Source organism: Corynebacterium sp. HMSC076G08 (genome assembly GCF_001811515.1).
In the GTDB taxonomy this organism is placed as follows: domain Bacteria; phylum Actinomycetota; class Actinomycetes; order Mycobacteriales; family Mycobacteriaceae; genus Corynebacterium; species Corynebacterium hiratae.
The window spans coordinates 6,808-30,418 of the sequence record NZ_KV805049.1; the positions used below are offsets into that span (position 1 = coordinate 6,808).

A 23,611-nucleotide genomic window follows, 5' to 3' on the forward strand; every position below is an offset into this window, starting at 1 on the left:
GAGTTCCTCCAGTGTGATGGACTCAGTAACGGGGTGGAAGGCGAACCAGGACGCCAGAGCGATAACCGAACCGCCCACAAGCGCTGCGACCAGGTAAATCAAGGCAGCCTTGAGGGAGAGCTGGTCATCATTGAAAATCTCGTAACGGTCTTCGTCGGTGAACTCGCCTGCGAGCCGGTTTGTGGAAAACTCTGTAGTTTCGTCAAAAGCTGGCGAAGCCTGTTGGGCTTCGCTGCATGATGAGGTGTCGGCCTGCTTGTCAACCATGCTTTTAAGTGTTGCACACGAACGTGAACGACCGGATACCTGCGACGTGGATATCGCTTTGAGGGACGAGTTCTTTAGAGTTTCACGGTAAGGTCTTTACGCGTCGCGAGAAGGAAAGCTCTCCAAAGGATTATTGAAGAACTGGCAAGCCCGATGACCAATCCCCACCACACCCCGTGAGGCCCTAGACCGATGGGAAAAGCAAGTATTAAAGCAGCTGGCAAACCTATAATCCAATAACCAGTGAGGGATGCCTTCAAACCAGTAGTGGTGTCGCTAATCCCGCGCAGGAGACCGATAGCTATGTTTTGTGCAGTATCGACAAATTCCATCACTGCGCCAATAGCCAACAACCCCAATGCGATGCTTAATGTCTCGGTGGCATTGGATTTCTCGGAGCTGCTTATAAATGGGGAAAGTACGAGGCGGGGAGCGCAAAGAAAGCTGACGGAAGCAACAGCAACGATGGCAGCCATCATCGTTTGAGTTCGAATGCCGACTTGGCGTGCAAGGGAGTTGTCATTCAGACCCCAAGCGCGACTCACAAGAATAGAGCTGCCGTGGGAGAACCCAACACCAATCTGGAAAACAATAAAGGTTATTTGATAGACGACGTTGTGCGCTGCGAGTGCTTCTGTGCCAAAGGATCCCATGACCATCGCCAGCACAGAAAACATGCCCGCTTCGGCTCCGTAGGTTGCTGAGACTGGAAGCCCCAGACGAAGCTGAGTGCGGACGAGGTGACGGAGCCTTCCGTGCATCGTGTCTCCGTCGGCACTCCAGAAATCGAGGGCAAGAAAAGTTGAGAGGTCGGGATCTCGGATGGTGATTCGCAGATAAATTAGGGCCGACAATAAATGAACCAGTGTGGTGGACAGTCCAATGCCTAGCAGACCCAATGCAGGAAACGGCCCGAATCCAAAACCGAGCGCGTAGTTCAACGCTGCATTCACTACGATCATCGCCACGGTTATGTGTAGTAGCGATTTTGGTTTGCCGAGGCCTACACAAAACTGACGGGAGACTTGGAACCACAAACAAGGAACAAGACCTGGCGCGAGCAACCACATCATGGAAGTGGCTGCGGAACTAATCTCAGCGGACTGGCCGAAAAACGGTAGGGCGTAGGCAATCGCCATCAGAACCAGTGCTCCCACTAGACCGCTGACAGTTGCTAATAGCCAGCCGGCGCGTGAGAGGTTGCGAATTTCGCGTTGCAGCGTAGCGGCAGATAGTTCGGAGTCCGCTCGCTCGCGAGATTTGCTTTCGTAGAGTGAATGAGCCGACGCAATTCTATTGCCCAGCGGTGTTAATAGGCCCACGGCCATTGTGCGTATCTGGTTAAACCACACAACTGCCAAACCTCCGCCAGCAAGAGCCCCGAGGCTAAGTTGGCCCATCATGAAAGTGTCGGTGGTTGAAATTGCGATATTCGCAAGCTGTGTGCCGGCAAGGGGAAGAGACAACGCCAAAATCTGGCGGTTTAGTTTCTGAGAGGTAGCTCCGGGCACTACTTTTCCTTCGACCATGAAACTCGTGTTGAATTTAGCGAAATTGGGCTTTCCCCAGCGCGCAATGACATAACTTGTTCCCAAATTTTGTCCTCGAGGGCGACATCGAGTAAACCACGTTCGGACATCCACTCATCGTTGAATACGGTATCTAGATACTTTTCCCCTCCATCGCACACCATGGTCAACGATGTAGAGCCAGCGGGAAAGCCCGGCAGGAGCTCGAGGGCTGCTATTACGGCTCCGCCAGCAGATCCTCCCAGTAGAAGCCCCATGTGCTTTCCGATTGTTCGGCATGCAGCGAAAGCTGCTTTGTCGGATACCTTTGCTCCGTAGTCGAGTAAGTCGTAGCGAACTGAAGTGCCGATAACTGCACCTTCGGGGGTGCCCGTTCCAGATTGCCAATAGTCGTGTCCAGGAGCACCGAATGCAATGGAACCTTCCGGTTCGACGCCTATAATAGTGGGACGGTGTCCCAATTGATGGAGACGTTCAGTAACTCCAAAGAGGCTTCCACCTGTGCCTACGGCACTAATGATATGAGTCGGACTTTCCCCAAGATCATTCAAAATTTCATCAGCTGCAGGGTAATAACCCATCGAGTTTGCGACATTGTCATGCTGCTTCATGAATACCCAGCCGTGTTGTTTGCCGAGCTCCTCAGCATGGTTTTCTCTAGCCGATGTGGCGAGCGAATCGTCATCTTGATTGGAAACGAAGCACATCTGTGCATTCATTGCACGCATGGAGTTCAATTTATCTTTACAAGAATGATTATCGACGACTGCTACGAAGTCGTATCCGCGCTCAAGTGCAAGAAGTGCTAAGCCCTGTCCAGTATTACCGGAAGTCGATTCAACGATAGTGCCATGCTCTTGAAGTCGGTTATCCTGCTCTGCCGCCTTAATCATCGACTGGGCCATCCGGATTTTCGCACTTCCAGTTGGGTTGAATTGCTCGAGCTTAAGCAAAACGCGACTTTTCTGGGGCGTACAGACAAGCTCGAACAGAGGAGTATTGCCAATGAGTTGAGACATCTGCGTATAAATTCTTTTTGGCATCTTTATTTGGCCTCTGTTCTAGCGATCTTCCGTGATGGTCATGGTGACAGGATTAAAGGCGTATTTCTGAGGAATCCGATATCCGTGGAAAGCAGACTCGTTCGAGTCCATTTGATACCCGGCTGTGTCGGGATAGACTAGGAAATCTCCAGGTCGAGGCCTGTCGGGGAGTTGAATCATTCTTTTGCTGAGATAATCGCTGTCTAAGCACGTTGATCCGGAAACTGCTGTTGCGGTAGCTACTCCCGAGTCGATAATGACTCCGTTGCGCACAAGGTATGGGTCCGGATAATACTCCGAGTTGAACCATTGCTCTGAGAGGCTGAGACTAGTTCCACGTACGACAGTTACTGTCCGTGCAGCATTGGGCAATGCGTGACACGAAAGAACAGGAAAGAAACTAGCACCCGCGAACTGGCATAAAGACCGTCCAGGCTCTGCCAAAATCTTTATGTTGTGACGATGAGCGCGCTGAGCCATGGAGTCCGAGCTGCGTCGAGTGGACTCCATATCTCGACGTGTCAGTGGGCGATGTTGATTAGCTATAAACCGTAGTGAGTATTGTCCGGATAAAGGTGATCCGAACGGATATTGGTCTTTAGGTTTATCCGAATCTATGAACATTTCGTTTTTTAGTCGAGATTGCAGGTTTCGCCAGACTCCATACTCGACTGAGCTTGTGGGAAATCCACCTCCAATGGAAATAGTGTCGGCCCGTGGAGACAGGGAGCGCACCTTGAGTAGGGTGTCGATTGCCAGATGCGACATGTTTATCCTCTCGTGGAGGTCATAACCGTTGCAGTGGAAACTTAGGCCGGTAATTTCGATGTTGGCACGGCCTTGGCTAAGACGAGCGGTTAGAGACAAGGCGGTATCGATGCTCATACCAAACCGTGTGGAGGGGGTTTGGTTCGCAATCCGGAGAAGAACTCGGAGCTGATTAGGCGTATCGATTTCGTCGACAAATTGGGAAATTATTCTTGAATCTACTTCATTGGAAATCGTTAGAGTTGCATCGTGGCAAACTGCCAAATGGATAAGTTCTCGACTCGGTGTAGCACCAGTAATGATTAATTTATTTCCTGGTACACCAGCGGCCAGAGATGATTGGAACTCTTCGACGCTGGCGACATCGATTCCACTGTCGAAACCACGAAGAGCACTCAGTGCTATCTCGCGACTGAAGTGCGCGGACTTATTTGCCTTTTTGCCAAACCGGATACCGAATTTAATGCCGACTTCCTTAGCGGTTGTATGCCAGGCTGAAAGTGTTTGAGCAAATTGGTTTGGGCAAAGGACATGAAAAGGGGTGTCGGAAAGCTCAGCAATGAAGTCAAGTTTCCCTGAGCCAATCAGAGCCGTTTGCCAGCTTGGAACATCAATCTTGCATGATATGGCACTTACCACAGGGATATCTCCGTCCCGAATCCCTGCTTAAGACCTTCCTTGGCGAGGATTTGGCCGACAGCGATATCGGTTAGAACTAGTCCGCTGTTATAGCAAAACGTAGTTTCGTCAATACGAGGCAGTTTGCGCCCTTTGCGGAGCAAATCGGATAGTTCGGCATGGACATTCGGCAACCGACCATCGGTGTCAGCGTAATCGCGACCGGTAACATTCATCTGTTCGATACTCGTCGTGATGACTCTGCTCGCTTGATGACAGATATCAGGGGCGATTCCGTAGCCCACAACAACGACGGTTGCGTGCCGGGGAATATCGGATGCTGTGACAGTACAACGAGTCTCAGGTCCAGCGGCCCCGATAATGAGATCACAGTTTGAACTCACAGTTGTAGGATCGTCTACAATCTTGATTCTTATTTTTCGGCCAAGCTTCACTGCTGCTGTTGATGCAATCTTGGCGCCTTTCTCTAGTCCCACGCTGTGGCTGCCGGCGAGATAAATCGTGTTTAATGTTTCAAAGGTTTCAAGGAGAAAAGGGGCTGCGTTTTGTCCTTGGGTTCCCGAACCGATGATGAGAGCGCTCTGAGGAATTGCACCAGCATACTGTGCCAATAGCGCTGAGACTGCCGGGGTTCTGAGAGTTCCTGCCGCAGCGCCGTCGAGAAGTGCAATAGGATATCCGCTGGAATCGTCGTACAGTGTGAGGGTCGTGTAATAGCTTCTATCCCTGGCGCTTTGTTGGTGAGTTTTGCTCCAATGGGTATAGGAAGTCTTGAATCCGACGGAATTTGAAGAACGACTTCTGCCGACCATCGAGTAACTCACGCTTTCAGGTACTTCAACTTTGATTTTCCCTGGGCACAGAGTTCCTGGCTGGTCGAGCTCGATGAGAGCGGATTTCACCGACTCGAGTACGGACTCGGGTGAAATTTTTATTTGAGCTAATTCTGATCTGCTGAGGACGGTCAGGTTAGTTCGCTGTTTCATAGGATTTCACCATCCATAAATCGGATGTGTTGGCCGTAGCCGGGTTCGTTGATTTCATTGATGGGGCGTGTGTTTTTGGTTCCCATAATGTTGATGCGTAGCATCCAGCGGTCGGTCCCGTCGTAGTTGGCTACGAAAGGTACTCGTCCGTGGGCGCATCGGTCATTGTTGATGATGACCATCTGACCTGGCTTTATAGGCACCGTATAGGTGACAGTGTGAAGAGCCTGTTGAAGCTTCTCAAATGCCTCCCACCACTGTAAGGTTCCAGAATTTTTGTCTGTGTAGGCGGGGTCAAACCTCATGCCTAAATTGCCATCAGTTTTCCAGATTGATGTCATGGCAGTAGGAGCTGCATATTCGTAATCACCGTAAGATGCATCTGGAATAATGATGGCTCCGTCCCCGGTTAGAATTTTTTCGAATCTACATCGAGTAGATGCCATGCTTCATCGATGGGGGCCAGCGTAGTGCCGACATTTTTGGGGTTACGAAGACCAAATAAAGCGAAGTGCGTCGCGCGCCGCGGATGAAAAGCATCTTCCGTGTGCAGAGTCAATGTGGTGTTGCTGCTGGCGCCAACTTGCTGGTTCTCCTGGCCGCGGGTCGGCACCAAGTCTGTGGTGATACGGCCTTTCTGCTGTCCGAACCATCCGAATGGGCGACCGACAGCGCTAGCGATAATCGCAAGAACGAATCTCCAGGTTCGGACCTTGCCAACGCATTCCTGCCACGTGGCTGGGGTAGGTCCGTGAACTGCAGGGAAGGGAAGTCCATGGATGGAAGTGGCATGGGCAGTAGGGGAGAGCAGAATTAGTTCTTTCAGTTCCTCCAGCTCATCAGTCAAAAGATGATTGATGGCATTGTACGAGTCGGGAGAGTTAATCTTCTGTGTCGCAGCCAGTTCGTCGGCAGCTTTAACGATCCTGTGTGAGAGTTCTTGGCTCAGGTGCAAATTCTGCATGACAAAGAGATTAGGTGAGGGTAACCTATGCTGTAAAGGGTGACCTAGATAATTATTCTTAAAAGAATTTCGTTAGTAGGCTTGCCTAAGCTTTACTGCTGCTGTAGTTGTTAGTAATGTCTTTTCTCCTGTGGGCAGTCTTTCTTAGAGATTAAGGAACCATCATGACCAATTTTTCTCGACGCCAATTCCTCGCTGCAATGGCAGTTATTGGGACAGGCACTTTTCTGACGGCGTGTACGTCACGAGAGTCGACGGCAGGGGATGGGGCTGCCAGTGGGGATGAAGTCGAAAACGTTAATGTGCTGCGTGTTGGGGCTCTCGGGAAAGCGGCAAGCGCTCAACGAGACCCTTACCAGCTTTTGCCTAATGATTCAGATATGCTTATTAGCTCCCTGATCTGGGAGGCTCTGACGGTGCCGGGCGAGAAAGAAACTGTAGTGCCACGCCTGATGCAGGAATGGAAACAGAATAATCCGACTGAGTGGGAATTTATGATTGCCGACGGTGCTACCTTCCATGATGGTTCCTCGGTCACATCTGAAGATGTCGTGTGGTCGTTGAAGAAGATGCTTTCGGATGAGGAAAACTCATTCCGGCTTCCAGTGATGCCTGATAGCATTCGTGCTGCTGGAGCCAACGTCGTTGTGATGGAAACTGCGGAACCGAATTCACAGCTTCCGATGCTTGCGCGATTGATGACCTTCGTGATGAAGAAGGGTTCTTCTGCTGAAAAGCCCATTGGATCGGGGCCGTTCCAGCTGGTCAGTTGGGAAAATGGTTCTGCTAAGCTCAAGCGTTTCGATAACTATCACGGAACAGTAGCAGGAGTTGCTGAGGTCCATGTCATTCCATTTGAAGACTCCACCGCAATGACTAATGCGCTGTTGTCCGGGCAAATTGACTTAGCTCAAGCTGCGGGTCCTATTGCGGCCCGATCCGTCGAAGGAAATGAAGATATAAAGATTGTGCGCCGGATGAATGACTCGGTTATTCCACTAATCATGCGTACCTCAGATGGGCCTTTCTCAGATGTGAAAGTTCGTCAGGCGCTGCGCCTTGCAGTTGATCGGGAGCAAATCATCCAACGAGCTCTCTCCGGTTATGGAACCCCTGCAAACGACATTCTTGGAACGGCAGATTCGAACCTGGATTCTTCGTTAGTGCGTAAGCGTGACGTTGTGAAAGCGAAGAATCTCCTCCAAGAGGCAGATTTTGACCTTGAGAAAACGTATGACTTGTACGTTACCCCTGAGGCTCCGGGTCAAGTAGAGGCGATGAAGGTTATCGCTGATCAGGTGAAAGAAATCGGCATGACTCTCAATGTAGTGGAGCAGGATTCGGGTACTTTCTACGACGAGACATGGACCAAGGCAGACCTATATTGTGGCTATTGGGGAACTAACGATTCCGTGCTCTTCTTCGCCGGGAAGGTTCTCGACGGTGACGCGGCCTCTAATGAGACCGCATTTGATGATGCTGAATTCAACGAGATCTATGACCAGGTACTGGAAAGCACCGATACTGAGAGAATTAACCAGCTAAGCCGCCAGCTGCAGAAGATTGAGTTCGAGCGATCCGGGTATCTGGTCTGGGGTGCATCTGACGGAGTCGATATTGCGAGAGCTAATTTGAGTGGTCTGCCTAAGGCTCCAGGCTATGGTCGTGTCCTTCTTGAAACCGTCCAGAAGGCTTAGTGTGCCAGCGGAAATCGCGCGTTGGCTTATTCCTCGGCTGATAATTCGTGGAGGCTTACTTTTCGCAGTTCTCGGACTTGTTTTTGTAGCGATTGATTGGCTGCCCGGTAATGCTGCCTCCGCAATCTTGGGCGCAAACCGGACCCCGGAAGCTCTGGCAGCGCTAGAAAGAAACCTGAATCTTGATAAGCCGCTTATGGCCCGCTTCCTGAGCTGGCTGGGAAGTGCGTTTGCGGGCGACTTTGGTACTTCCGTAAACGGAGTACCGATTATTAATCTGCTGAGTTCAGCGCTGCCTGTGACGCTGGCAACAACTGGTATGGCATTTTTAGTCACTGCTGTTCTTTCGGTAGCAATCGCCATTTTTTGGGCTTCACGTGCTGAAAAACCCTGGATTTCGCACATTATTGACCGATCGACAGTGGCATTAATTGCGCTACCAGAGTTTGTCGTTGGTGTGTTTCTGGTAGCGGTATTCTCTCTCTGGCTTGGTTGGTTTCCCGCGGTCACTATCACCGCGGAAGGCTTGCCAACCCAGATAAGTATGTACGCATTACCGGTTATGGCGCTGGTAATTCCTCAGGCGGCCTGGAATTCGAGAATGCTTTTCGCAGCGTTCGAGGATGCTTCTCACAACACTGCGGTCCGCAATGCTGAGCTAAACGGAATCGTGGGAAATCAGCTGGCACTTCGACATATCCTGCCGCTATCCGCACCGACATTTGCTACTTCAATGGCTACAACAGCAGGTGTTTTGGTAGCAGGGACAGTCACAGTCGAAGCGTTATTTAACCATCCTGGAGTGGGGCTTTTGGTGTCTAATGCAGTCGCGCAACGGGATATCTCGGTGATTCTTGCCGTACTTGCTGTAACAGGGGCGATCATATTGGTGTTGCTGACTGTGGCAGATGCAATAAAAGTCGCATTCACCCCGAAGGTGCAACTATGATTCGAAGGTTTTTAGCGGGGGCCTTTATCGCCCTAGTGTTAGGCGGACCGGTCGCTGCTGGTTTGTTTGGCATTGAACTGTCGGCGCATGGCGTGCCCTTCGCTAACGGTAACGAGGAGGGTTTCCTAGGAACAGAACACCTGGGGAGAAGCGTGGGCGCTGCAGTGCTTGTCGGTGGCCGGTCCTTGGTCGTAACTGCAATTATCGTCGGTTCTTTGACCACGGCATTTGGCGCTCTATTCGGTATCTTGGGGTCGCTAAAGCCAAAACTGGGCTTCTTTATTGAAGCAGTGGCGGATGTCACCATCTTGGTGCCCGCAGTAATTCTTTTGCTTTTAACCGCAGTCTTGTATCCCAATGGTGGGCTACCAGCGCTTATTGGTGTTTCGGTTGTGGTGGGTACGCCTTATGCTGCCCGTGTGGTCGCCACCGCCACCTATCCCGTTGCTAACGCTGGTTATGTTCAGGCTGCGCTGGGCAGTGGCGTATCGACCGTCTCGATAATCTTGCGGGACATCATTCCCAATATTTCCGCAGTACTTCGTTCGGTATGGAGTCTTCGCATTATCGAAGCGCTGTATGTGCTGGCTACGGCGAGCTTCCTTGGGGTCGGGAGAAGCCTCGGTGAGTTTGCATGGTCAGCGATGGTGCGGGATAACGCGAGTGGAATATCACTGAACCCCTGGTCAGTACTTGCACCAGCCGCCGCGTTGGCAGCGACATCGATTGCTGTAGTGGCCCTGATTAATGGGAGGCAGAAGGAACCGAAGGATGTGCCGAGCTCGTGATTGATGTAGATATTTCCGTGATGCAAAGCGGGCACGTTATCCTACCCCGCACAGTGCTCACTGCCCGAGCGGGTGAAATTACGGTTTTAACTGGGGTGAGCGGCTCCGGGAAGACCTCACTTTTAAAGGCATTGATTGGTGCGGTACCGGAGAGATCGGAAGTAATTGGTGAGGTTTCTGTCGAGTCCAGTGAGTGGCGAGATGTAAACCCGCTGGAGCTTTCATCATGTGAATTAGCTCATTTTCGCCGTGAGCACATTGCTTTCGTAGGACAGGATCCGGGCGCCGAGTTGCCACCATTGATGTCAGTAGCCCGGATGCTCCGGGAGCTAGCTCCAGCGGCCGACGTTGCAGCGTTGCTGCAGCGTGTAGATCTTCCAGCCAGCATTGCTTCCCGACGTATTCACCAGCTTTCTGGTGGACAGCAGCGACGGGTGGCACTGGCTCGGGCACTATCGCGTTCGCCTGAAGCCATCGCTCTTGATGAGCCCTTCGCCGGCCTTGACTCCGATACTTCGACGGTAATCGCTCATCTGCTAAGAGGCCTCGCGGATAGTGGCGTTACGGTCATTTTCACCGCCCACCAGGTTCCTAAGCTTGCGATTTGCATTGACTCGGTCGTGGCTGTCGGGAATGGAACGGAAAAAAGCGATTCGATCACCCAGCGCGTGGAACGCCAGAGTGTAGAGACGACTTCTGGCCACAGCCCGCGTTCAGTAACGAAAGGCATCCAGGTCACAGAACTCTCCAAAGCCTCGATTGGTGAATCTATGCCGGGGGCGGGGGCAGGGGCGGGCGCGTCTCCAGTCTTAAGAGTTTCCAACCTGAGCTGCGTGAATAATGAACGCGTGACTCTTTTTCAGGGCCTCTCTTTCGCTGTACAGCGTGGCACTATGGTTGGGGTCAAGGGACCGTCGGGAAGCGGAAAGTCGACACTACTTCGGTGCCTAATCGGGCTAAACCACGCAGAGTCGGGTGAGATTGAATGTGCTGGTGTAACTCGTGAAGCTAAGCGTACATGGCCACGGAAGAATCGTTTGATGATGCAGATAGTTCCGCAGGATCCTGCCTCTACGTTGAACCCGAAAATGACCGCGCTCGATGCCGTAGAGCGTGCAGCCCGGGTGTCGGTAAGGGGACGCCGTGACGCACGCCGAGCGGCAATAGATTTACTCGATAAAGTCGGTATCGATAAGCAGCTCGCACAGCGTAAGCCAAGTGGACTCTCTGGAGGGCAGAGGCAGCGTGTTGCAATCGCACGTGCTCTAGCCGTGCGCCCAAAGCTCCTGCTCTGCGATGAAATTACCTCGGCGCTTGATTATCAAGCAGCGACCAAAGTGATGAGCGTTCTGCAAGAACTCAACAGCGAGGGAATGGGCATAGTTCTAGTCAGTCACGATGATGAGCTGCTGCAATCGTATTGCTCCACGGTTATCCCAATTGGAACTGCAGCTGTGGGTTGAGACCAAAGCCCTGCTATTCGGGCCTTGGTCCCCTCCAGACCTTAAATAGGCAGCATCTTGAAGATCGGGCGCGGGATGTGCTTCAGCACCATCATCAGGGATTGCATGTCCCGATCGTCCTAGGGACGCGAGATGAGAAGCCAATGGGTCATCAAAACTACAAGAGGAGAGTAATAGGGAGACAATACTAGTGAACCCTATCCGCGCCATCATGCGTTTCATTAACATAACCTCCTTCTCGTGCCTATCCTAGGAAAGTGTAGATAGCAGTCCAATGCTAGCCCAGAGGGCGCACTGGTTCAGAGCAGAAGCTTCAAGGAGCTCTTCAATCGGCGCTATCGCTCAACGTTCAACTTGGCACTCAACCGATCAATCCGAGCCCTTGTGCACTCGATGCCGCCATGTAGACTCCCACAATTGCCGCGATCCACAGCAACGTCACTTTCGCTTCATACTCCAGCCGACGGATGGCGCGCTCCAGACGAGGAAAAATAGCCGGCCCCGCTGCGCCTGCAATGGCAGCCATAAGAGTTGCCGGTAGGACCATGATGATGCAGTAACCCGCAATAAGCGCGACCTTGCCGCTAAACCCGAAAGACATAGACTGGATAATTCCCATTGCGCCCAGGTAGGGCAACATAGTCGCAGCCTCGACAACGGCAGCACCTAGCGCAAGCCCCACCATGCCGGTCGCACTCAGTGACGCGCCCCGTGCAAGGCGAGAAGCCCGACTCTTCGACACCTCGCCGTTGGCGGTCTGCGTGGCCGCGGGCTTTTTGGTGTTTGGCGAGAACACACCGAAGATGAAAAGCCCCGCGCCCAGAACAAGCGTCACCCACTGGAACCAATCAGTCTCGCTTACGTTAGAAAGCCTCGATACTGCCGCATCGAACCCTAATAGAAGCGCAATACCAAGGCAGCAGTAGGCCGTGGCGATCGTAGCGAGATAGGTGCCCAATAGGCCTAAACGTACTCGTCGCCAGATAACAATCAGTGCAATAGGAATGACAAGGGTTCCTGCACTCAAACTATCTACGAGTGCAAGGCCAGCAAGGGGAAGGAAGTCTGACATGGAATTCTCCAGTAGTCGGGTGTTTGCGGAGAGCTTGACCTTAGATTCGCAAGAGGCCTCAATTCAGCGTCATACGTTTGTATTAATCGCGGGCTTGGTACGATTGTACGAGGCGCAATGCGCGAGTGCAACTACACTTATGAATGGCTCATCGCATCTGAGCTACGCAAGATTGGAGCTCCATGTCCGTTGATCGCAACACACCCATCACCGGCACCGCCGCAGTGATCGCTGATGCTGCCATTCGAGTGATGGTCAGCCAGGGGCTCGATGCCCTGAGCGTGCGCAACGTCGCCACTGAGGCTGGCGTCGCGCCTGGGACTGTCCAGTACCAGATGGGTAAACGGGACGACATCATCGCGAAAGCTTTTGTCAGGTCGTTGCAGCGCCAGGAGTCGCGGGCCCTTACTCAAACCGATGCGACGGATTTTCACGCGGCGTTCCACGGTCGCCTGGCTGAACTCTTGCCAATTGGACCTGTCCAGCGCGAGGATTCCGCTGTGTGGGTCATAGTGGGAGCTGCTGCCTCGACACGCGAATGGCTGGCTGACTTATACGACGCCGAGGTGACGAAGTTTCGGGCGCGCGTGTCTGAAGGTCTCGAAGCAGCGCAACGTTTCGGAAAGCTGGCCCGAGGACTGTCTCCTGAGCAAGGTGCTCGTCTTGTCACTGCACTGGTCAACGGGCTGACGATCGACTACCTCAATGCTCCTGTGGGCTCGGCGAAGCAGTTGTTGGCAGACCTTGCTTCGGGACTCGCGCTGATTGTAGAACCCGGTTCTCCTAAAGACTAGGACGGTACTAGGGCTGGAGGTGCAGCATGCCCCTTCATTCTCAGGAAGTCCTCCAACCCCATGTCAGCGCGGAGGCACTGTGCCAGTCACCGGCGTGTGGATGTTAATCGACGGGTGAAAGCTCGAGTATCTCGCAAACGGCATCCATGTGTCCGGCGTGCCTGGATACTTCGGCCAGTAGATGGGACAACACCCAGTCGACAGTGGGGTGCCTGCCGTCCTCGTCAGCTTGGGATGCAGGCTCTCCCGGTGGATACGTTGCAAGCAAAGACAAGGCATCTTCCCACTCCTGTTGAAGAGCATCGACGAAGGTCTCGACCGTGACCTCGGGATCCGCGTTCCAGTCTTCATGTGGAGAGTCATCGGTCCACGGGACCGGAAGATCGGCGCCTACCACAACATTTGCGATCCAAAACCGGATGACGTACCGCTGATGGTTCAGAAGTCCCGCAACGGTCCAGCGACTACGGAGGGGAACGTGTGTCACGCCTGAGCGATCTACCTGAACGGCCATGTCGACGATCGAGTCGAGTTGGCGCTGGATCTGATCAGTCAGCTCGGAATAGGACTTTGGTGTGGTGGGCATGTGCAGGAGCCTGCATTCTTAGGACTCTGCAGTTAGACGCCGCACGGCTTCCCGTATCACCTCGGGGCGCTTGCAGAAGGCAAAGCGCACCTTGTGCTGCCACGGTTCCGGGTTGTCCGTGAAGGCGGCCAGCGGGATGGCTGCCACGCCCTTTGTGGCGGGCAGCTGCATGCAGAAATCGATGCCGTTTAAACCGGTAGAGGAGATATCGGCAACCACGTAGTAGGTGCCGCCGGTGTCATGCACGTGGAAGCCAAGCTGCTTGAGGCCTTCTACAAGGATGCTGCGGCACTCTGCAAGCTCAGACACCATGCCGTCCAGCCATTCCTGTTCATAGCGCAGTGCATGGGCCACGGCCGGCTGGAAGGGCGTGGTGGAGACGAAGGTGGTGAATTGCTTGGCTTTGATGACGCCGTCGAGAAGCTTAGGCTCCGCGATGGCCCAGCCGGTCTTCCACCCGGTGCAGTTGAAAGACTTGGCGGCAGAGGACACCGTGACGGTGCGCTCAGCCATTCCCGGCAGGGAGGCGATGCTGACGTGGTCGGTGCCGAAGGTGAGGTTTTCGTAGACTTCGTCGGCAAGCACGAGGAGGTCCTTCTCCACGCAGAGCTCGGCGAGCTCGGTGAGTGCCTCGCGGGAGAAGACCGAACCGGTTGGGTTGTGCGGGGTATTGATGATGACCATGGCGGTCTTGTCCTTGATGGCTGCGCGCACGGCATCGACGTCGATGTCCCAGCTGTTGCCGGATTCTTTCAAGGGGACGGGGACGCGGGTGGCGTCGGCAAGCGCGATGGCGGCGATGTAGGCGTCGTAGTAAGGCTCGAGGACAATGACTTCGTGGCTGGGCTCCACTAGGCCAAGCACCGTGGCGGTGATGGCCTCGGTGGCACCGGCGGTGACTACGACGTGATCCTGCGGCACAGAGTAGGTCTCCGCGACGGCGCTGAGCAGCTCTGGGACCCCGCGCAGGGGAGCGTACTGGTTGTTGCCGCCGGCGATGTTCTCCTGGGCAATCTCCAGCATGCGCTGCGGACCGTCGCTATCGGGGAAACCCTGGCCCAGGTTCACCGCGTCATTCTCCACGGCAAGGGCGGTCATGGTGGCGAAGATGGTCTCGCCAAATTCTTGTAGTCTCTCAACAGTCATTTAGAGCACCAATAGATCGTATTTCGTAGCCTTCACATCGGTCAGACGCTTGCGTGCGCGCTCGAGGCGCTGCCACTGATCCTCCGGAATGGACTTGCGGGCAATCGTCACGGTTTCCGCATCCGGGGTGCCCCAGGCAATCGGCATGGGAGTGATCTGCTGCCAGTGGTCTTTATCGCTTGAGCTGCGCTGGCCGGAGACCGCGGCCACCGGGACCTTGGTGCCCACGGTGCGCTTAATACCCGGGATACTGGTGACCGTGCGCAGGCACGCGCCCCACCGCGGCGGTGCCTTCGGGTCAACGTTGGTATTTACCAAAGCCATGAGGACCATGTCGCGCTCGTTGACCTCTGCGACGACGGCGGGGGCTAGCGGATAGGAATCATAGAGTTTCTGAGCCGAGCCGACCTTGCTTGAGGCCAAGACGCCGATGACGGCGCAAAAGATTCCGAAGAGCACCATGCCCAGCGCTAGCGTGATGCGCCAGACGGCCTCCATGCCGAAGTAGACGGCAATGCCGCCGATGATAAATAAGAGGCCCATGATGAGTCCGGAATTGCGCAGGCGCGCGGAATCACGCAGGAGCTCATTGTTCTTCTTGGCGAAGTCTTCGTTGACTTCAAACTTGAAAATCTTCATCAGCTCACAAGTCTACTTCGTCCACCAGCCGGTAGGCATAACCTTGCTCGGCCAAAAAGCGCTGGCGGTGCATGGCATATTCCGCATCGATGGATTCGCGCGCCACCAGAGTGTAGAAGGTAGCCTCCTGCCCGTCCTTCTTCGGGCGCAGCAGGCGGCCCAAGCGTTGGGCTTCTTCCTGCCGGGAGCCGAAGGTACCGGAGACCTGGATGGCCAAGGCAGCCTCGGGAAGGTCGATGGAGAAGTTCGCCACCTTGGATACCACCAGGGTGAGAAGCTCGCCCTCGCGGAATTGTTGGAAGAGTTTTTCGCGCTTGGCGGTGGAGGTCTTGCCGTCGATAACCGGCGCGTCTAGGTGCTCACCGAGCTCCTCCAGTTGGGCCACGTAGGCGCCGATGATGAGCGCCTGCTGACCTTCATGTTTCTTCAGCAGCTTGTCGACGGCCCGCAGCTTCGCGCCTGCCGACGCCGCAATCCGGTAGCGCTCCCGCGCTTGTGCCGTGGCATAAAGCAGGCGTTCCTCCTGCGTCATGTCGACGCGCACCTCCACGCAGTCCGCGGTGGCAATATAGCCGGCGGATTCCAGCTCCTTCCACGGCGCGTCATAGCGCTTGGGCCCGATGAGCGAAAAGACATCGCCCTCGCGGCCATCCTCGCGGATGAGGGTGGCGGTCAGCCCCAAGCGGCGGCGCGATTGCAGGTCGGAGGTCATCCGGAAGACTGGGGCGGGCAAGAGGTGGACTTCGTCGTAGATAATAAGGCCCCAGTCATGGGAATCGAAGAGCTCGAGCGCCCGGTATTCACCTTTGGTCTTGCGGGTAACCACTTGGTAAGTGGCGATGGTAATCGGCTTGATTTCCTTCTTCTCGCCAGAGTATTCACCAATTTCCTCCGGCGTGAGGCTGGTGCGGCGCAGTAGTTCATCGCGCCATTGGCGCCCGGCCACGGTGTTGGTCACCAGGATGAGCGTGGTGGCCTGGGCTTTGGCCATGGCGGCAGCACCCACGATGGTCTTGCCTGCGCCACAGGGCAGGACCACGATGCCGGAGCCGCCAGACCAGAAGGATTCGGCGGCATACTGCTGATAATCGCGAAGCTGCCAGTCCACCTCCTCGGTGCTCAGCGCGATGGGGTGGGATTCACCGTCGACGTAGCCGGCGCGGTCATCGGCGGGCCAGCCGGCTTTGAGCAGCTCTTGTTTGAGCCGCCCACGCGCGGAAGGTGGGACGGCGATGGTGTTGTCATCAATGCGCGGCCCCAGAAGCTCGCTGACCTTCTTGATGCGCGTGAGCTCCTCCAGGATGACAGGCTCGTCCGATTCGAGGATGAGACCGTGGGCCGGATGCGCCAGCAGGCGCACGCGGCCGTACCGCGACATGGTCTCGGCGACGTCGATCAGCAGCGCCTGCGGCACCGGGAAGCGGGAGTAATTCTCCAGAACGTCCACGACTTGCTCGGCATCGTGCCCGGCGGCGCGGGCATTCCACAGCGCCAGTGGGGTGATGCGATAGGTGTGGATGTGCTCGGGGGCGCGCTCCAGCTCAGCAAAAGGTGCGAGCGCTGCGCGAGCCTCGTCGGCCTGCGGGTGATCCACCTCGAGGAGGACGGTCTTGTCCGATTGGACGATGAGTGGTCCGGGCATATCTAGGGCCTTTCTACTCTGGGCGTCAGGGAAGGAATCAATCCCTGTCGGCGAAGCGGACGGAGGAAATGCGGTGAACTGGGAAGCGCACGGGTTTGCCCGCTGCGCCTAGGGCATCAATGTAGCCGCCTTCCACAGACAATGGCTTCACAGTCACGGTGCGCAGCTCGCCGCTTTTATCGGCATAGGAGATCACGATATCGGCGTGGAAGCGCGCGGCGGGACGGGCCAGGGTGAGGGGATCTGGTTCCTCTTCCTTCTGCGCGCTGGGATTCTGTGCTGATTGCCGCAAGGCCCGCACGGCGTCATCCACCGAGGCGGGCTCGCGCTTGCGGGGCTTAGTGCGTGGCGTGGACAAAAGGTAAGGCTCGGGGGCGACGGCCAGGGAGGCGCCGGATTCATCCTCCGCAGTGGGGGAGAGGCCCTTAGCGCGCAGCTTCTCCAGCAGCTCGCCCACGCGCAGCTGAGATACCGCGACGGTGGGCGCGAGCAGGCGCAGACCGGCAACGGATGCGACGGCAAGCTCCAGGAGCGCGGGGTCCTCGCTGCGCAGATAGGACAGTGCTGGCCCGCTGCGGAGGGTGCCATGGCGCTTGGCGACGTCCCCGATGGCAAAGCCCAATGCCTGCGGCACGCCTGTCGGGGAGTGCGCTTCCAAAAAGTCGATCATTTCCTGCGCGGTGAGCCCCTGGTCCATGCCGCGGCGAATAGTGGCCTCACTGATGCGGTACACACTGGCTAGGCCTGGGGATTCGAGGTCCGCCAGGGAAGTCAGGGTGCGGTGTGTGCCTGGTTCAAGGGGGCCGGGAACGAGGACGGTGAGGTCTTGCTGGATGATGAATTCGCTGACCGTTTCGGGGACGAGTGTGGCGGCTGCGGCGGAATCACCCAGCACGCGGGTAGCCTTGCCCAGCGCTATAGCACCGATCCATTCGGCTTCGGCGCGCAGTTGCTCAATGGTCACCGTGCGCGTGTGGCTGGCAAAGAGTGGGGATCGAAAGCGCAACTCTTCCCAGAACTCATCGTCATTCAGCGCGACTGCGGAGTGTGCATAGACGCCGAGAACGAAAGCGCGGAAGCGCGGCAGGCGGCGCACAATACTGTCTTCTGCGAGCACCCGGGTCTCAGCCCAACTGGCCCAAGGGGAGGTGCGCCAGGCGTCGAGAAGAATGCGCCACTTCTCCCCGAGATCGGCCTCGAGCCAGTCTTGGGACCCGGTGGTCGGGGCGAGGAAGTGTCCTTCCAGGCCATCCGGCTCGCCGCGGTGGAGAAGCCTGGCGTGGTGGCCCAAACAGATGAGTCGCGCGACCTCCTCCTTCTCCAGAGCGAGATCCTTGGCCAGCTGGTTGAGGGGGCGAACGCCGACCGAAGAATCCTTGAGCAGCGCTACCGGATGGCTTCCAAGCAACTCGATGAGCCGCTCCATGCCGCGCACGGCTTCCAGGCCAGCTGCGGCACCGGCGTCGTCCGCCTTGGGATCCGGCTCCGGTGTGCCGGCGCGCCCCGAAGGGGTGGTGGGGATGGGTGGGGTGGTATCACCAGCCAGCAGACGGGCAAGCGAGTGCGGCAGGCGCACCGAGTGTGCGTTGATGCGCTCCAGGAAACCTTTGGCCAGCAGGCGCTTGGCGGGATCCTCGGAGTTGATGTCTGGCTCGGTGTCGGTGGTATAGCCCATGCCGTCGCTTTTTCTTAGGGCATCGAGGATTCGGCGCTCTTCGGGAGCAAGCGTGGCTAGGTCCTTTTCATTGAATTCGACTTGGTTGCGCAGCGACCAGCCGGTGGGAAGCGAGCCCATGACGGCGGTGACGATGCGCACCTGGGGTGCGTCACCGAAGACGAGGCCGCGTTCCTTGAGCTGCCGTGTTACTTCAGGGTTGGTGTCTTCCACCATGTTGACCTCGCCGCCGCGGTGGGCGATGTCCTCCAAGGCAGCTAGCTGCTCGGCGTTACTTGCCGCCAAGGCATCCGCGACGTGCATCGGAAGTGTCAGACGCGAGGCCAGCGCGTCGAAGTCCTTCGGTGCGGGGGAGAGGACATCGCTGCGGTTACTCAGTAGGGCGCGCAGGTCCTCGTCGGGTAAGCGGCTGAGCCATTCGCGGTAGCTCTCGGTGACGCGGGCGCGGTTGGAGGGGGTGGTCATAATGGCGATCAAGCTTAGTAGTTAGTAGGCGGGGGAGGTATGGGGCCCTCGTTAAGTGAATAAGTTACTTTTTGCCGCGGGGTTTGGAATAATAAGAAGCATGTCGAATGAGAACAAAGGCTTCGTATCCCCGGCTTGGCCGAAGAACAGCCCCCGCGAGCACGCTATTACTGAACTTACTGCACCTTTTGCTGGTGCTTCCAGCCCGTACGGTGACGACCTGATTTTGCCGATGCCGGCAGAAAAGCTCAACTACGTTCACCCGTACACCCGCATCAACCGCTAAGTAGGCGCGCAGAAATCTGCGCTTCACTGAGCAGATGTGCCGAGCCTTGGCGGCTCGCTTTCAGCCCCTCCGAGAATGTTCTCCTCGGTGGGGCTATACGTGTTTGTAATGTACTTGCGCCTCAACTAGTTGGCACGGGCTTGGGCTTTAAGGCCGTCGAGCAGCGTATCGATGAGCTGGGCTTGTATACCTGATAGGTAGTCGGCGCTCACTGGTGTTCTGGGCAGCGGGCGGGTGATGAGACCGATGCCGATGTGAAGTTCGAGCGGGGGGAGGGACTCGGGGCAGAGACCTGCTTGTCGCGCGGGTTCGATAATCGGTTGGTAGATCGACTTCAGTTCAGCTTTGCGCTGGGCAGCGATCTCCTGCACGTCATCGTCTGAGAATGAGGCAGTATTCACCTCGGCTGCCGCTGCTTGAACAACCGCGGCGAAGTTAAGGCTGGCGATCCGATGAATAATATCGCGCCAGGTGCCTTCGGGATCCTCGTCGAAACCTTGTAGGTGGCTGTCCACCTCTTCTTTGATGTGTGCTACCTCCGCGCCGGTGACGGCATCGAGGAGGGAGAGCCGTTCGGGGAAGTGGCGTGAGACCGTGGCGACGCCCACGCCGGCTTTCTTGGCGATGGAGCGCATGGACACGCCCGGTCCCTCGCTGATGAGCAGCTGCCTGGCTGCTGCGACGATGGCTTGCTTGTTTTCTGCTGCGTCTTGTCTCACAGCTTGCATCATACCAAACGGAGCACTATGCTCCACTTTGTAAGTGAAACACCCTGTTCCGTTTGGAGGTTGGAAGTGTCAGCGGTGAAAAGTCAGGAAGGAAAGCAGCCATCGGTTGCTGTGAAATCGATAGTTGCCATTGTGGGGATCCCCGTCGTCATCGGCCTTATGCTGTGGGCGTTTTTGGCGCCCACCTTTGCATCGGGTCCGGCTGGCGTTCCGGTTGCCATTTCGGCGCCGGAGCCCATGCTCGAAGGTATCTCGCAGAAGATTGAGAGTGCGGCGGGGGATGAGGCTCCGGAGATCGTCGTGAAGCACAGCGAGGCCGAGGTGCGCGACGCGGTGCTGCAGCGTGAAGCTGTTGGTGGACTGGTCATCTCCCCGCAGGGCGCGAGTGCGTTCACCGCTGCGGGAAATGGTGCTCCCTACGTGACGATGATTGATGGCCTCGCTGGCCAGCTTGAAGCACAAGGAATGTCCGTGGAGAAGCAGGAGCTGGCGCCGACGACTGCGGAGGACCCGCAGGCGAGCGGTATCGCACTGTTGGGCCTGCCGCTGGCCTTTGGCGGGATTATTTCCGCTGTCATTGCCACCTTTGCATTTCGTGGCAAGAAATGGGTCAAGCTGGGGGTGCTCGTTGGTATTGCGCTTTTCGGCGGGCTCGTTGCTACGTGGATGCTGCACTCCGTCTATGGAACCCTCGGTGGCAGCTTCGCTGCCGAGTGGATGGCTATCGCTGCGGGCATCCTTGCGACGTCTGCGGTGACTGCAGGCCTTGCGGGGGTGATGGGTGCCGCGGGTATTGGAATCGGTGCCGTGCTGACTATCTTCTTAGCGAACCCGCTGTCGGGTCTGGCAACCGGCCCGTGGCTGCTGCCTGCCGGGTGGTCGACGTTGGGGCAGTGGATGCCCATCGGCGCGACGGGTCACCTAGTCCGCTCGCTGTCCTTCTTTGATGGGCAAGGCTTCGGCCATGCGTGGTGGTCTTTGGGTCTGTGGATCGTTGTTGGTCTGGCGATGTTGGCCTTCGATAGGTCGCGCGCTAAGGAAGGCGTAGCTGTTGAGGAAAAGGCTTAGTCAAAACTAAAAGAAGCTGGATGGAGAAAACCATCCAGCTTCTTTCTATGTAGTTAAAGCACTGCTTTTATGTGCCGTGCTTGCACCGCACGGCGCGCTGCTTAGCGTGCAGCCAGAACCTGTGCCACTGGGTCGATGACGTGGCGGTTGGCGGAGTAGAAGGCGTTGAAGTCATGGCGGTTAGCCTTGTACTGCTCGGTGAAGGAAGCCGGGACGGTCAGGCCGTACTGGGTAGCGGTGTCCTCGATGAGGGTGTAGAGGGCGTCGACAGCCAGCTCGTCGGTGGGCTCCTCGGCAGCTTCCTGGACAGCCTTCGGTGCCTCAGCCGGTGCCTGCGGCGCGGTCTCTTCCTTTACCTGAGTAGCGGCCGGTGCCGGGGTAGCGTTCACGTCGCGCGGGGTCGGTGCGGAGTTCAGGCCCAGGCTAGCGGAGCAAGCCGGCCATGCGCCCCAACCCTGCTGCGCCAGGGTGCGCTCAGCAACAGCAATCTGCTGCTCGCGGGTGGCCAGGTTAGCGGTCGGGGCGAACTCGCCACCGCCGAAGGCCTGCCAGGTCTGAGCGCTGAACTGCAGACCGCCGTGGTAGCCGTTGCCGGTGTTGATGGCCCAGTTGCCGCCGGACTCGCACTGTGCGAGGCGGTCCCAATCGGAATCCGGTGCAGCGGCAGCGTTCGGAGCCATGATGGCTGCGGCGGCGCCGACGGCAACGGTGGAAGCGGCAAACTTGGTGGCGATGGACTTGTTCTTAGCGGAGTGGCGTCCCATTAAAGTATTCCTTCTCTAGGTTGTTCTTGCTTTCTCGCGCCCAGATGATGCCCAGTCCGGCATGTAGTTTTGCAATTGATGTTCACGTTCATGCACATCATGTATGGCCGCCGTGTGGAAGCCCGGACTGTGTCTGGGGCGAGACTTCCACGACTGGCGGCCGAAGTGCCTGTGGGAAAGAGTAGCGGTTTATAACGAATCAGTCACGTTAAATGGCTCAAAACGATAACGGAAGCGGGGATTCCCCTACGTTTCCCCTGTTCGTGACGGGTGTGTTAGCTATGTCACACTTGTAACGGGTGTGGTGGTTGAGGCGATACCTATTCTTGGTTTCTTTGGTGGGGTGCGTGGAGGTTAAGATGTATCTCTTTATAAGTTCCACGGATAGTTCCTCCGCGCGGCAGCTTAAGTCACAACCACGCTTCGCCGCGCCTCCTCACCCCGGATTGCCGGAGCCTATCGGCAAGCAGGTGATACGGCCTAAGCTTTGGTAGAGGAGAGACGGAAAGAAAGTGAGTGAAGAACCATGCCTATCGGCAAAGTGAAGTGGTATGACGCGGACAAGGGCTTCGGCTTTGTCAGCAATCCCGGCGATGAAGACGTCTATGTTGGCCGTAACGTGCTGCCCAAGGGCGTCGACGAGCTGTACCAAGGTCAGCGCATCGAGTTCGATTTCGCCGCTGGTCGCCGTGGCCCGCAGGCGCTGCGCGTGAAGGTCCTTGATGCTCCGCGCCGCCGCACCCCGGCCCGCAAGCCGGAGGAGCTATCGAGCATGCTTTCCGACGTCATGACGCTCCTCGAAACCCAAGTGCAGCCGGTGCTCAGCCAGGGGCGCTACCCGGAGCGCAAGACTGGCCGCCAGGTGGCGGAGATTCTGCGGGCTATTGCGAAGGATCTGGATAGCTAGGGGCCTACATTCTTAGGCCGATGACTGAAAAGTGCCCGACCTGCCAAAAGTACAGCTGATTTTTCAATGATCAGCCGTAAGTTTGGCAGGTCGGGCACTTTGTCGATGTAGCGGCGCGCGCTACATCGCGCGCCGCGGCGCGGCTACTTGTCCTCAGGAGCCTCTGCTGGAGCTTCGGCGTCGCCGGTGGCCTTGGATTCCTTGAGCTCTTCGTCGGTCATGGTGGATAGTGACCACACCGTGTGCATCGGGGTCTCTTCACCATTGGCATCGTGGCCAATCATGAGGGTGGAGATTTCCACCACCATCAGCTGCGGGCGCTCGCCGGTGGAAGCCTCAATCGGCGCGACGGAGCCGGGGATTTCGAGCGAGGTGGTTTCGTTGGCGCCGTGCGCAGTGCTGTCATTAGCAGCCGGGTCATCGTAAATGGAGAGCACCGACCACTCGTGGTTATAGATGGCTTCGGGGATCTCCAGCTTTAGGGTGTCATCGGGGCCCACCGTGAGGTTGGGAACCTCGCCCTCCTCGCAGTCGGCGCCGGGCTCGCAGACGCTATAGGGCGCGACCTCCATCGTTTCATCACCCACCGTGGCCGTGATGGTGACGTCCTGCGGGTCGGGGCCCGGGCGGTCATTCCACCACTTCTGAAACATCACCACCGCCACGACGATCACCGCCACGGCGATAATGAGCGCCAGAAACTGCAGCAGTGACTTCTTCCTTGCTTGCTTCACGGTAGCCATGGC

The 23,611-nt window shown here is 56.6% G+C and carries 22 protein-coding genes and 3 pseudogenes; 9 read left to right on the forward strand and 16 right to left on the reverse strand.

Going from position 1 to position 23,611, the window contains the following annotated elements:
* The 7 genes and pseudogenes from HMPREF2806_RS13590 to HMPREF2806_RS13795 all read right to left on the reverse strand — a co-directional run.
* Positions 1-267: pseudogene (locus HMPREF2806_RS13590) on the reverse strand (hypothetical protein); the annotation flags it as partial.
* 74 nt (positions 268-341) lie between these two features.
* The gene (locus tag HMPREF2806_RS07130) at positions 342-1,778 is read right to left on the reverse strand and encodes an MATE family efflux transporter (RefSeq protein WP_035010194.1); all 1,437 of its coding nucleotides are present in this window, start codon (positions 1,776-1,778) and stop codon (positions 342-344) included.
* Positions 1,778-2,839 (reverse strand): PLP-dependent cysteine synthase family protein, encoded by a 1,062-nt coding sequence (locus HMPREF2806_RS13070; protein WP_035011700.1) that lies wholly within the window; start codon positions 2,837-2,839, stop codon positions 1,778-1,780. The genes HMPREF2806_RS07130 and HMPREF2806_RS13070 overlap by 1 nt, the downstream gene beginning before the upstream one ends.
* Positions 2,840-2,857: 18 nt before the next feature.
* Positions 2,858-4,246: an alanine racemase gene (locus HMPREF2806_RS13075; protein WP_076772194.1), complete on the reverse strand. Its 1,389-nt coding sequence runs from the start codon at positions 4,244-4,246 to the stop codon at positions 2,858-2,860.
* Positions 4,240-5,232 carry an ornithine cyclodeaminase gene (locus HMPREF2806_RS07145; RefSeq protein ID WP_046648446.1) on the reverse strand — a complete coding sequence of 331 codons (993 nt, stop codon included), beginning with the start codon at positions 5,230-5,232 and terminating at the stop codon, positions 4,240-4,242. Before HMPREF2806_RS07145 ends, HMPREF2806_RS13075 begins: the two co-directional genes overlap by 7 nt.
* Positions 5,229-5,678 (reverse strand): TauD/TfdA family dioxygenase, encoded by a 450-nt coding sequence (locus HMPREF2806_RS13790; protein ID WP_232745339.1) that lies wholly within the window; start codon positions 5,676-5,678, stop codon positions 5,229-5,231. The genes HMPREF2806_RS07145 and HMPREF2806_RS13790 overlap by 4 nt, the downstream gene beginning before the upstream one ends.
* Positions 5,642-6,196 carry a Fe(II)-2OG oxygenase family protein gene (locus tag HMPREF2806_RS13795; RefSeq protein WP_232745341.1) on the reverse strand — a complete coding sequence of 185 codons (555 nt, stop codon included), beginning with the start codon at positions 6,194-6,196 and terminating at the stop codon, positions 5,642-5,644. Before HMPREF2806_RS13795 ends, HMPREF2806_RS13790 begins: the two co-directional genes overlap by 37 nt.
* A gap of 164 nt (positions 6,197-6,360) precedes the next feature.
* Here HMPREF2806_RS13795 and HMPREF2806_RS07155 point away from each other — a divergent pair, with 164 nt between their 5' ends.
* From HMPREF2806_RS07155 to HMPREF2806_RS14025, 5 genes and pseudogenes are all read left to right on the forward strand, one after another.
* Positions 6,361-7,893 (forward strand): ABC transporter substrate-binding protein, encoded by a 1,533-nt coding sequence (locus tag HMPREF2806_RS07155; protein WP_035010183.1) that lies wholly within the window; start codon positions 6,361-6,363, stop codon positions 7,891-7,893.
* A 1-nt stretch (position 7,894) separates the two neighbouring features.
* Positions 7,895-8,842, forward strand: a complete 948-nt coding sequence (locus tag HMPREF2806_RS07160) for an ABC transporter permease (protein WP_035010180.1) — start codon at positions 7,895-7,897, stop codon at positions 8,840-8,842.
* A complete protein-coding gene (locus HMPREF2806_RS07165; RefSeq protein ID WP_035010177.1) occupies positions 8,839-9,630 on the forward strand; it encodes an ABC transporter permease subunit in 792 nt (263 codons plus the stop codon). Before HMPREF2806_RS07160 ends, HMPREF2806_RS07165 begins: the two co-directional genes overlap by 4 nt.
* 20 nt (positions 9,631-9,650) lie before the next feature.
* Positions 9,651-10,137, forward strand: a pseudogene (locus HMPREF2806_RS14020) (ATP-binding cassette domain-containing protein); the annotation flags it as partial.
* Positions 10,138-10,502: 365 nt separating this feature from the next.
* Positions 10,503-11,093 (forward strand): annotated as a pseudogene (locus tag HMPREF2806_RS14025) (ABC transporter ATP-binding protein); the annotation flags it as partial.
* Between the two features lie 361 nt (positions 11,094-11,454).
* Here the strand turns inward: HMPREF2806_RS14025 and HMPREF2806_RS07175 are convergent.
* A complete protein-coding gene (locus HMPREF2806_RS07175) occupies positions 11,455-12,165 on the reverse strand; it encodes a GAP family protein (protein ID WP_070516992.1) in 711 nt (236 codons plus the stop codon).
* Positions 12,166-12,347: 182 nt separating this feature from the next.
* Between HMPREF2806_RS07175 and HMPREF2806_RS07185 the strand changes: the two genes are divergently transcribed.
* Entirely contained in the window at positions 12,348-12,959 is a 612-nt protein-coding gene (locus HMPREF2806_RS07185) for a TetR/AcrR family transcriptional regulator (RefSeq protein ID WP_070516995.1), read from the forward strand.
* Positions 12,960-13,062: 103 nt separating this feature from the next.
* On the opposite strand, the gene HMPREF2806_RS07190 is transcribed toward HMPREF2806_RS07185, so the two are convergent.
* The 5 genes from HMPREF2806_RS07190 to HMPREF2806_RS07210 are packed head-to-tail and all read right to left on the reverse strand — an operon-like array spanning position 13,063 to position 19,112.
* Positions 13,063-13,545, reverse strand: coding sequence for a mycothiol transferase (locus HMPREF2806_RS07190; protein ID WP_070516997.1), 483 nt, complete (start codon positions 13,543-13,545; stop codon positions 13,063-13,065).
* Between the two features lie 18 nt (positions 13,546-13,563).
* Positions 13,564-14,691, reverse strand: a complete 1,128-nt coding sequence (locus tag HMPREF2806_RS07195) for an aminotransferase class I/II-fold pyridoxal phosphate-dependent enzyme (protein WP_070516999.1) — start codon at positions 14,689-14,691, stop codon at positions 13,564-13,566.
* Positions 14,692-15,330 carry a DUF3239 domain-containing protein gene (locus tag HMPREF2806_RS07200; RefSeq protein WP_070517001.1) on the reverse strand — a complete coding sequence of 213 codons (639 nt, stop codon included), beginning with the start codon at positions 15,328-15,330 and terminating at the stop codon, positions 14,692-14,694. It lies immediately after the preceding gene.
* 4 nt (positions 15,331-15,334) lie between these two features.
* Entirely contained in the window at positions 15,335-16,972 is a 1,638-nt protein-coding gene (locus tag HMPREF2806_RS07205) for a DNA repair helicase XPB (RefSeq protein WP_070517003.1), read from the reverse strand.
* Between the two features lie 37 nt (positions 16,973-17,009).
* Positions 17,010-19,112 carry a helicase-associated domain-containing protein gene (locus HMPREF2806_RS07210; protein WP_070517004.1) on the reverse strand — a complete coding sequence of 701 codons (2,103 nt, stop codon included), beginning with the start codon at positions 19,110-19,112 and terminating at the stop codon, positions 17,010-17,012.
* Between the two features lie 100 nt (positions 19,113-19,212).
* Here HMPREF2806_RS07210 and HMPREF2806_RS07215 point away from each other — a divergent pair, with 100 nt between their 5' ends.
* A complete protein-coding gene (locus HMPREF2806_RS07215; protein WP_010187772.1) occupies positions 19,213-19,398 on the forward strand; it encodes a hypothetical protein in 186 nt (61 codons plus the stop codon).
* A gap of 125 nt (positions 19,399-19,523) precedes the next feature.
* On the opposite strand, the gene HMPREF2806_RS07220 is transcribed toward HMPREF2806_RS07215, so the two are convergent.
* On the reverse strand, positions 19,524-20,126 hold the full coding sequence (locus tag HMPREF2806_RS07220; RefSeq protein WP_232745347.1) for a TetR/AcrR family transcriptional regulator: 603 nt from the start codon (positions 20,124-20,126) through the stop codon (positions 19,524-19,526).
* Between the two features lie 111 nt (positions 20,127-20,237).
* On the opposite strand from HMPREF2806_RS07220, the gene HMPREF2806_RS07225 reads away from it, so the two are divergent.
* Positions 20,238-21,194: an ABC transporter permease gene (locus tag HMPREF2806_RS07225; RefSeq protein WP_232745344.1), complete on the forward strand. Its 957-nt coding sequence runs from the start codon at positions 20,238-20,240 to the stop codon at positions 21,192-21,194.
* Positions 21,195-21,295: 101 nt separating this feature from the next.
* Here the strand turns inward: HMPREF2806_RS07225 and HMPREF2806_RS07230 are convergent, their stop codons facing one another.
* Positions 21,296-21,958 (reverse strand): resuscitation-promoting factor Rpf1 domain-containing protein, encoded by a 663-nt coding sequence (locus tag HMPREF2806_RS07230; protein WP_070517010.1) that lies wholly within the window; start codon positions 21,956-21,958, stop codon positions 21,296-21,298.
* A 526-nt stretch (positions 21,959-22,484) separates the two neighbouring features.
* Between HMPREF2806_RS07230 and HMPREF2806_RS07235 the strand changes: the two genes are divergently transcribed.
* Positions 22,485-22,865: a cold-shock protein gene (locus HMPREF2806_RS07235; protein ID WP_070517013.1), complete on the forward strand. Its 381-nt coding sequence runs from the start codon at positions 22,485-22,487 to the stop codon at positions 22,863-22,865.
* 143 nt (positions 22,866-23,008) lie between these two features.
* On the opposite strand, the gene HMPREF2806_RS07240 is transcribed toward HMPREF2806_RS07235, so the two are convergent.
* The gene (locus HMPREF2806_RS07240; protein WP_070517015.1) at positions 23,009-23,608 is read right to left on the reverse strand and encodes a DUF2771 domain-containing protein; all 600 of its coding nucleotides are present in this window, start codon (positions 23,606-23,608) and stop codon (positions 23,009-23,011) included.
* Positions 23,609-23,611 lie beyond the last annotated feature (3 nt).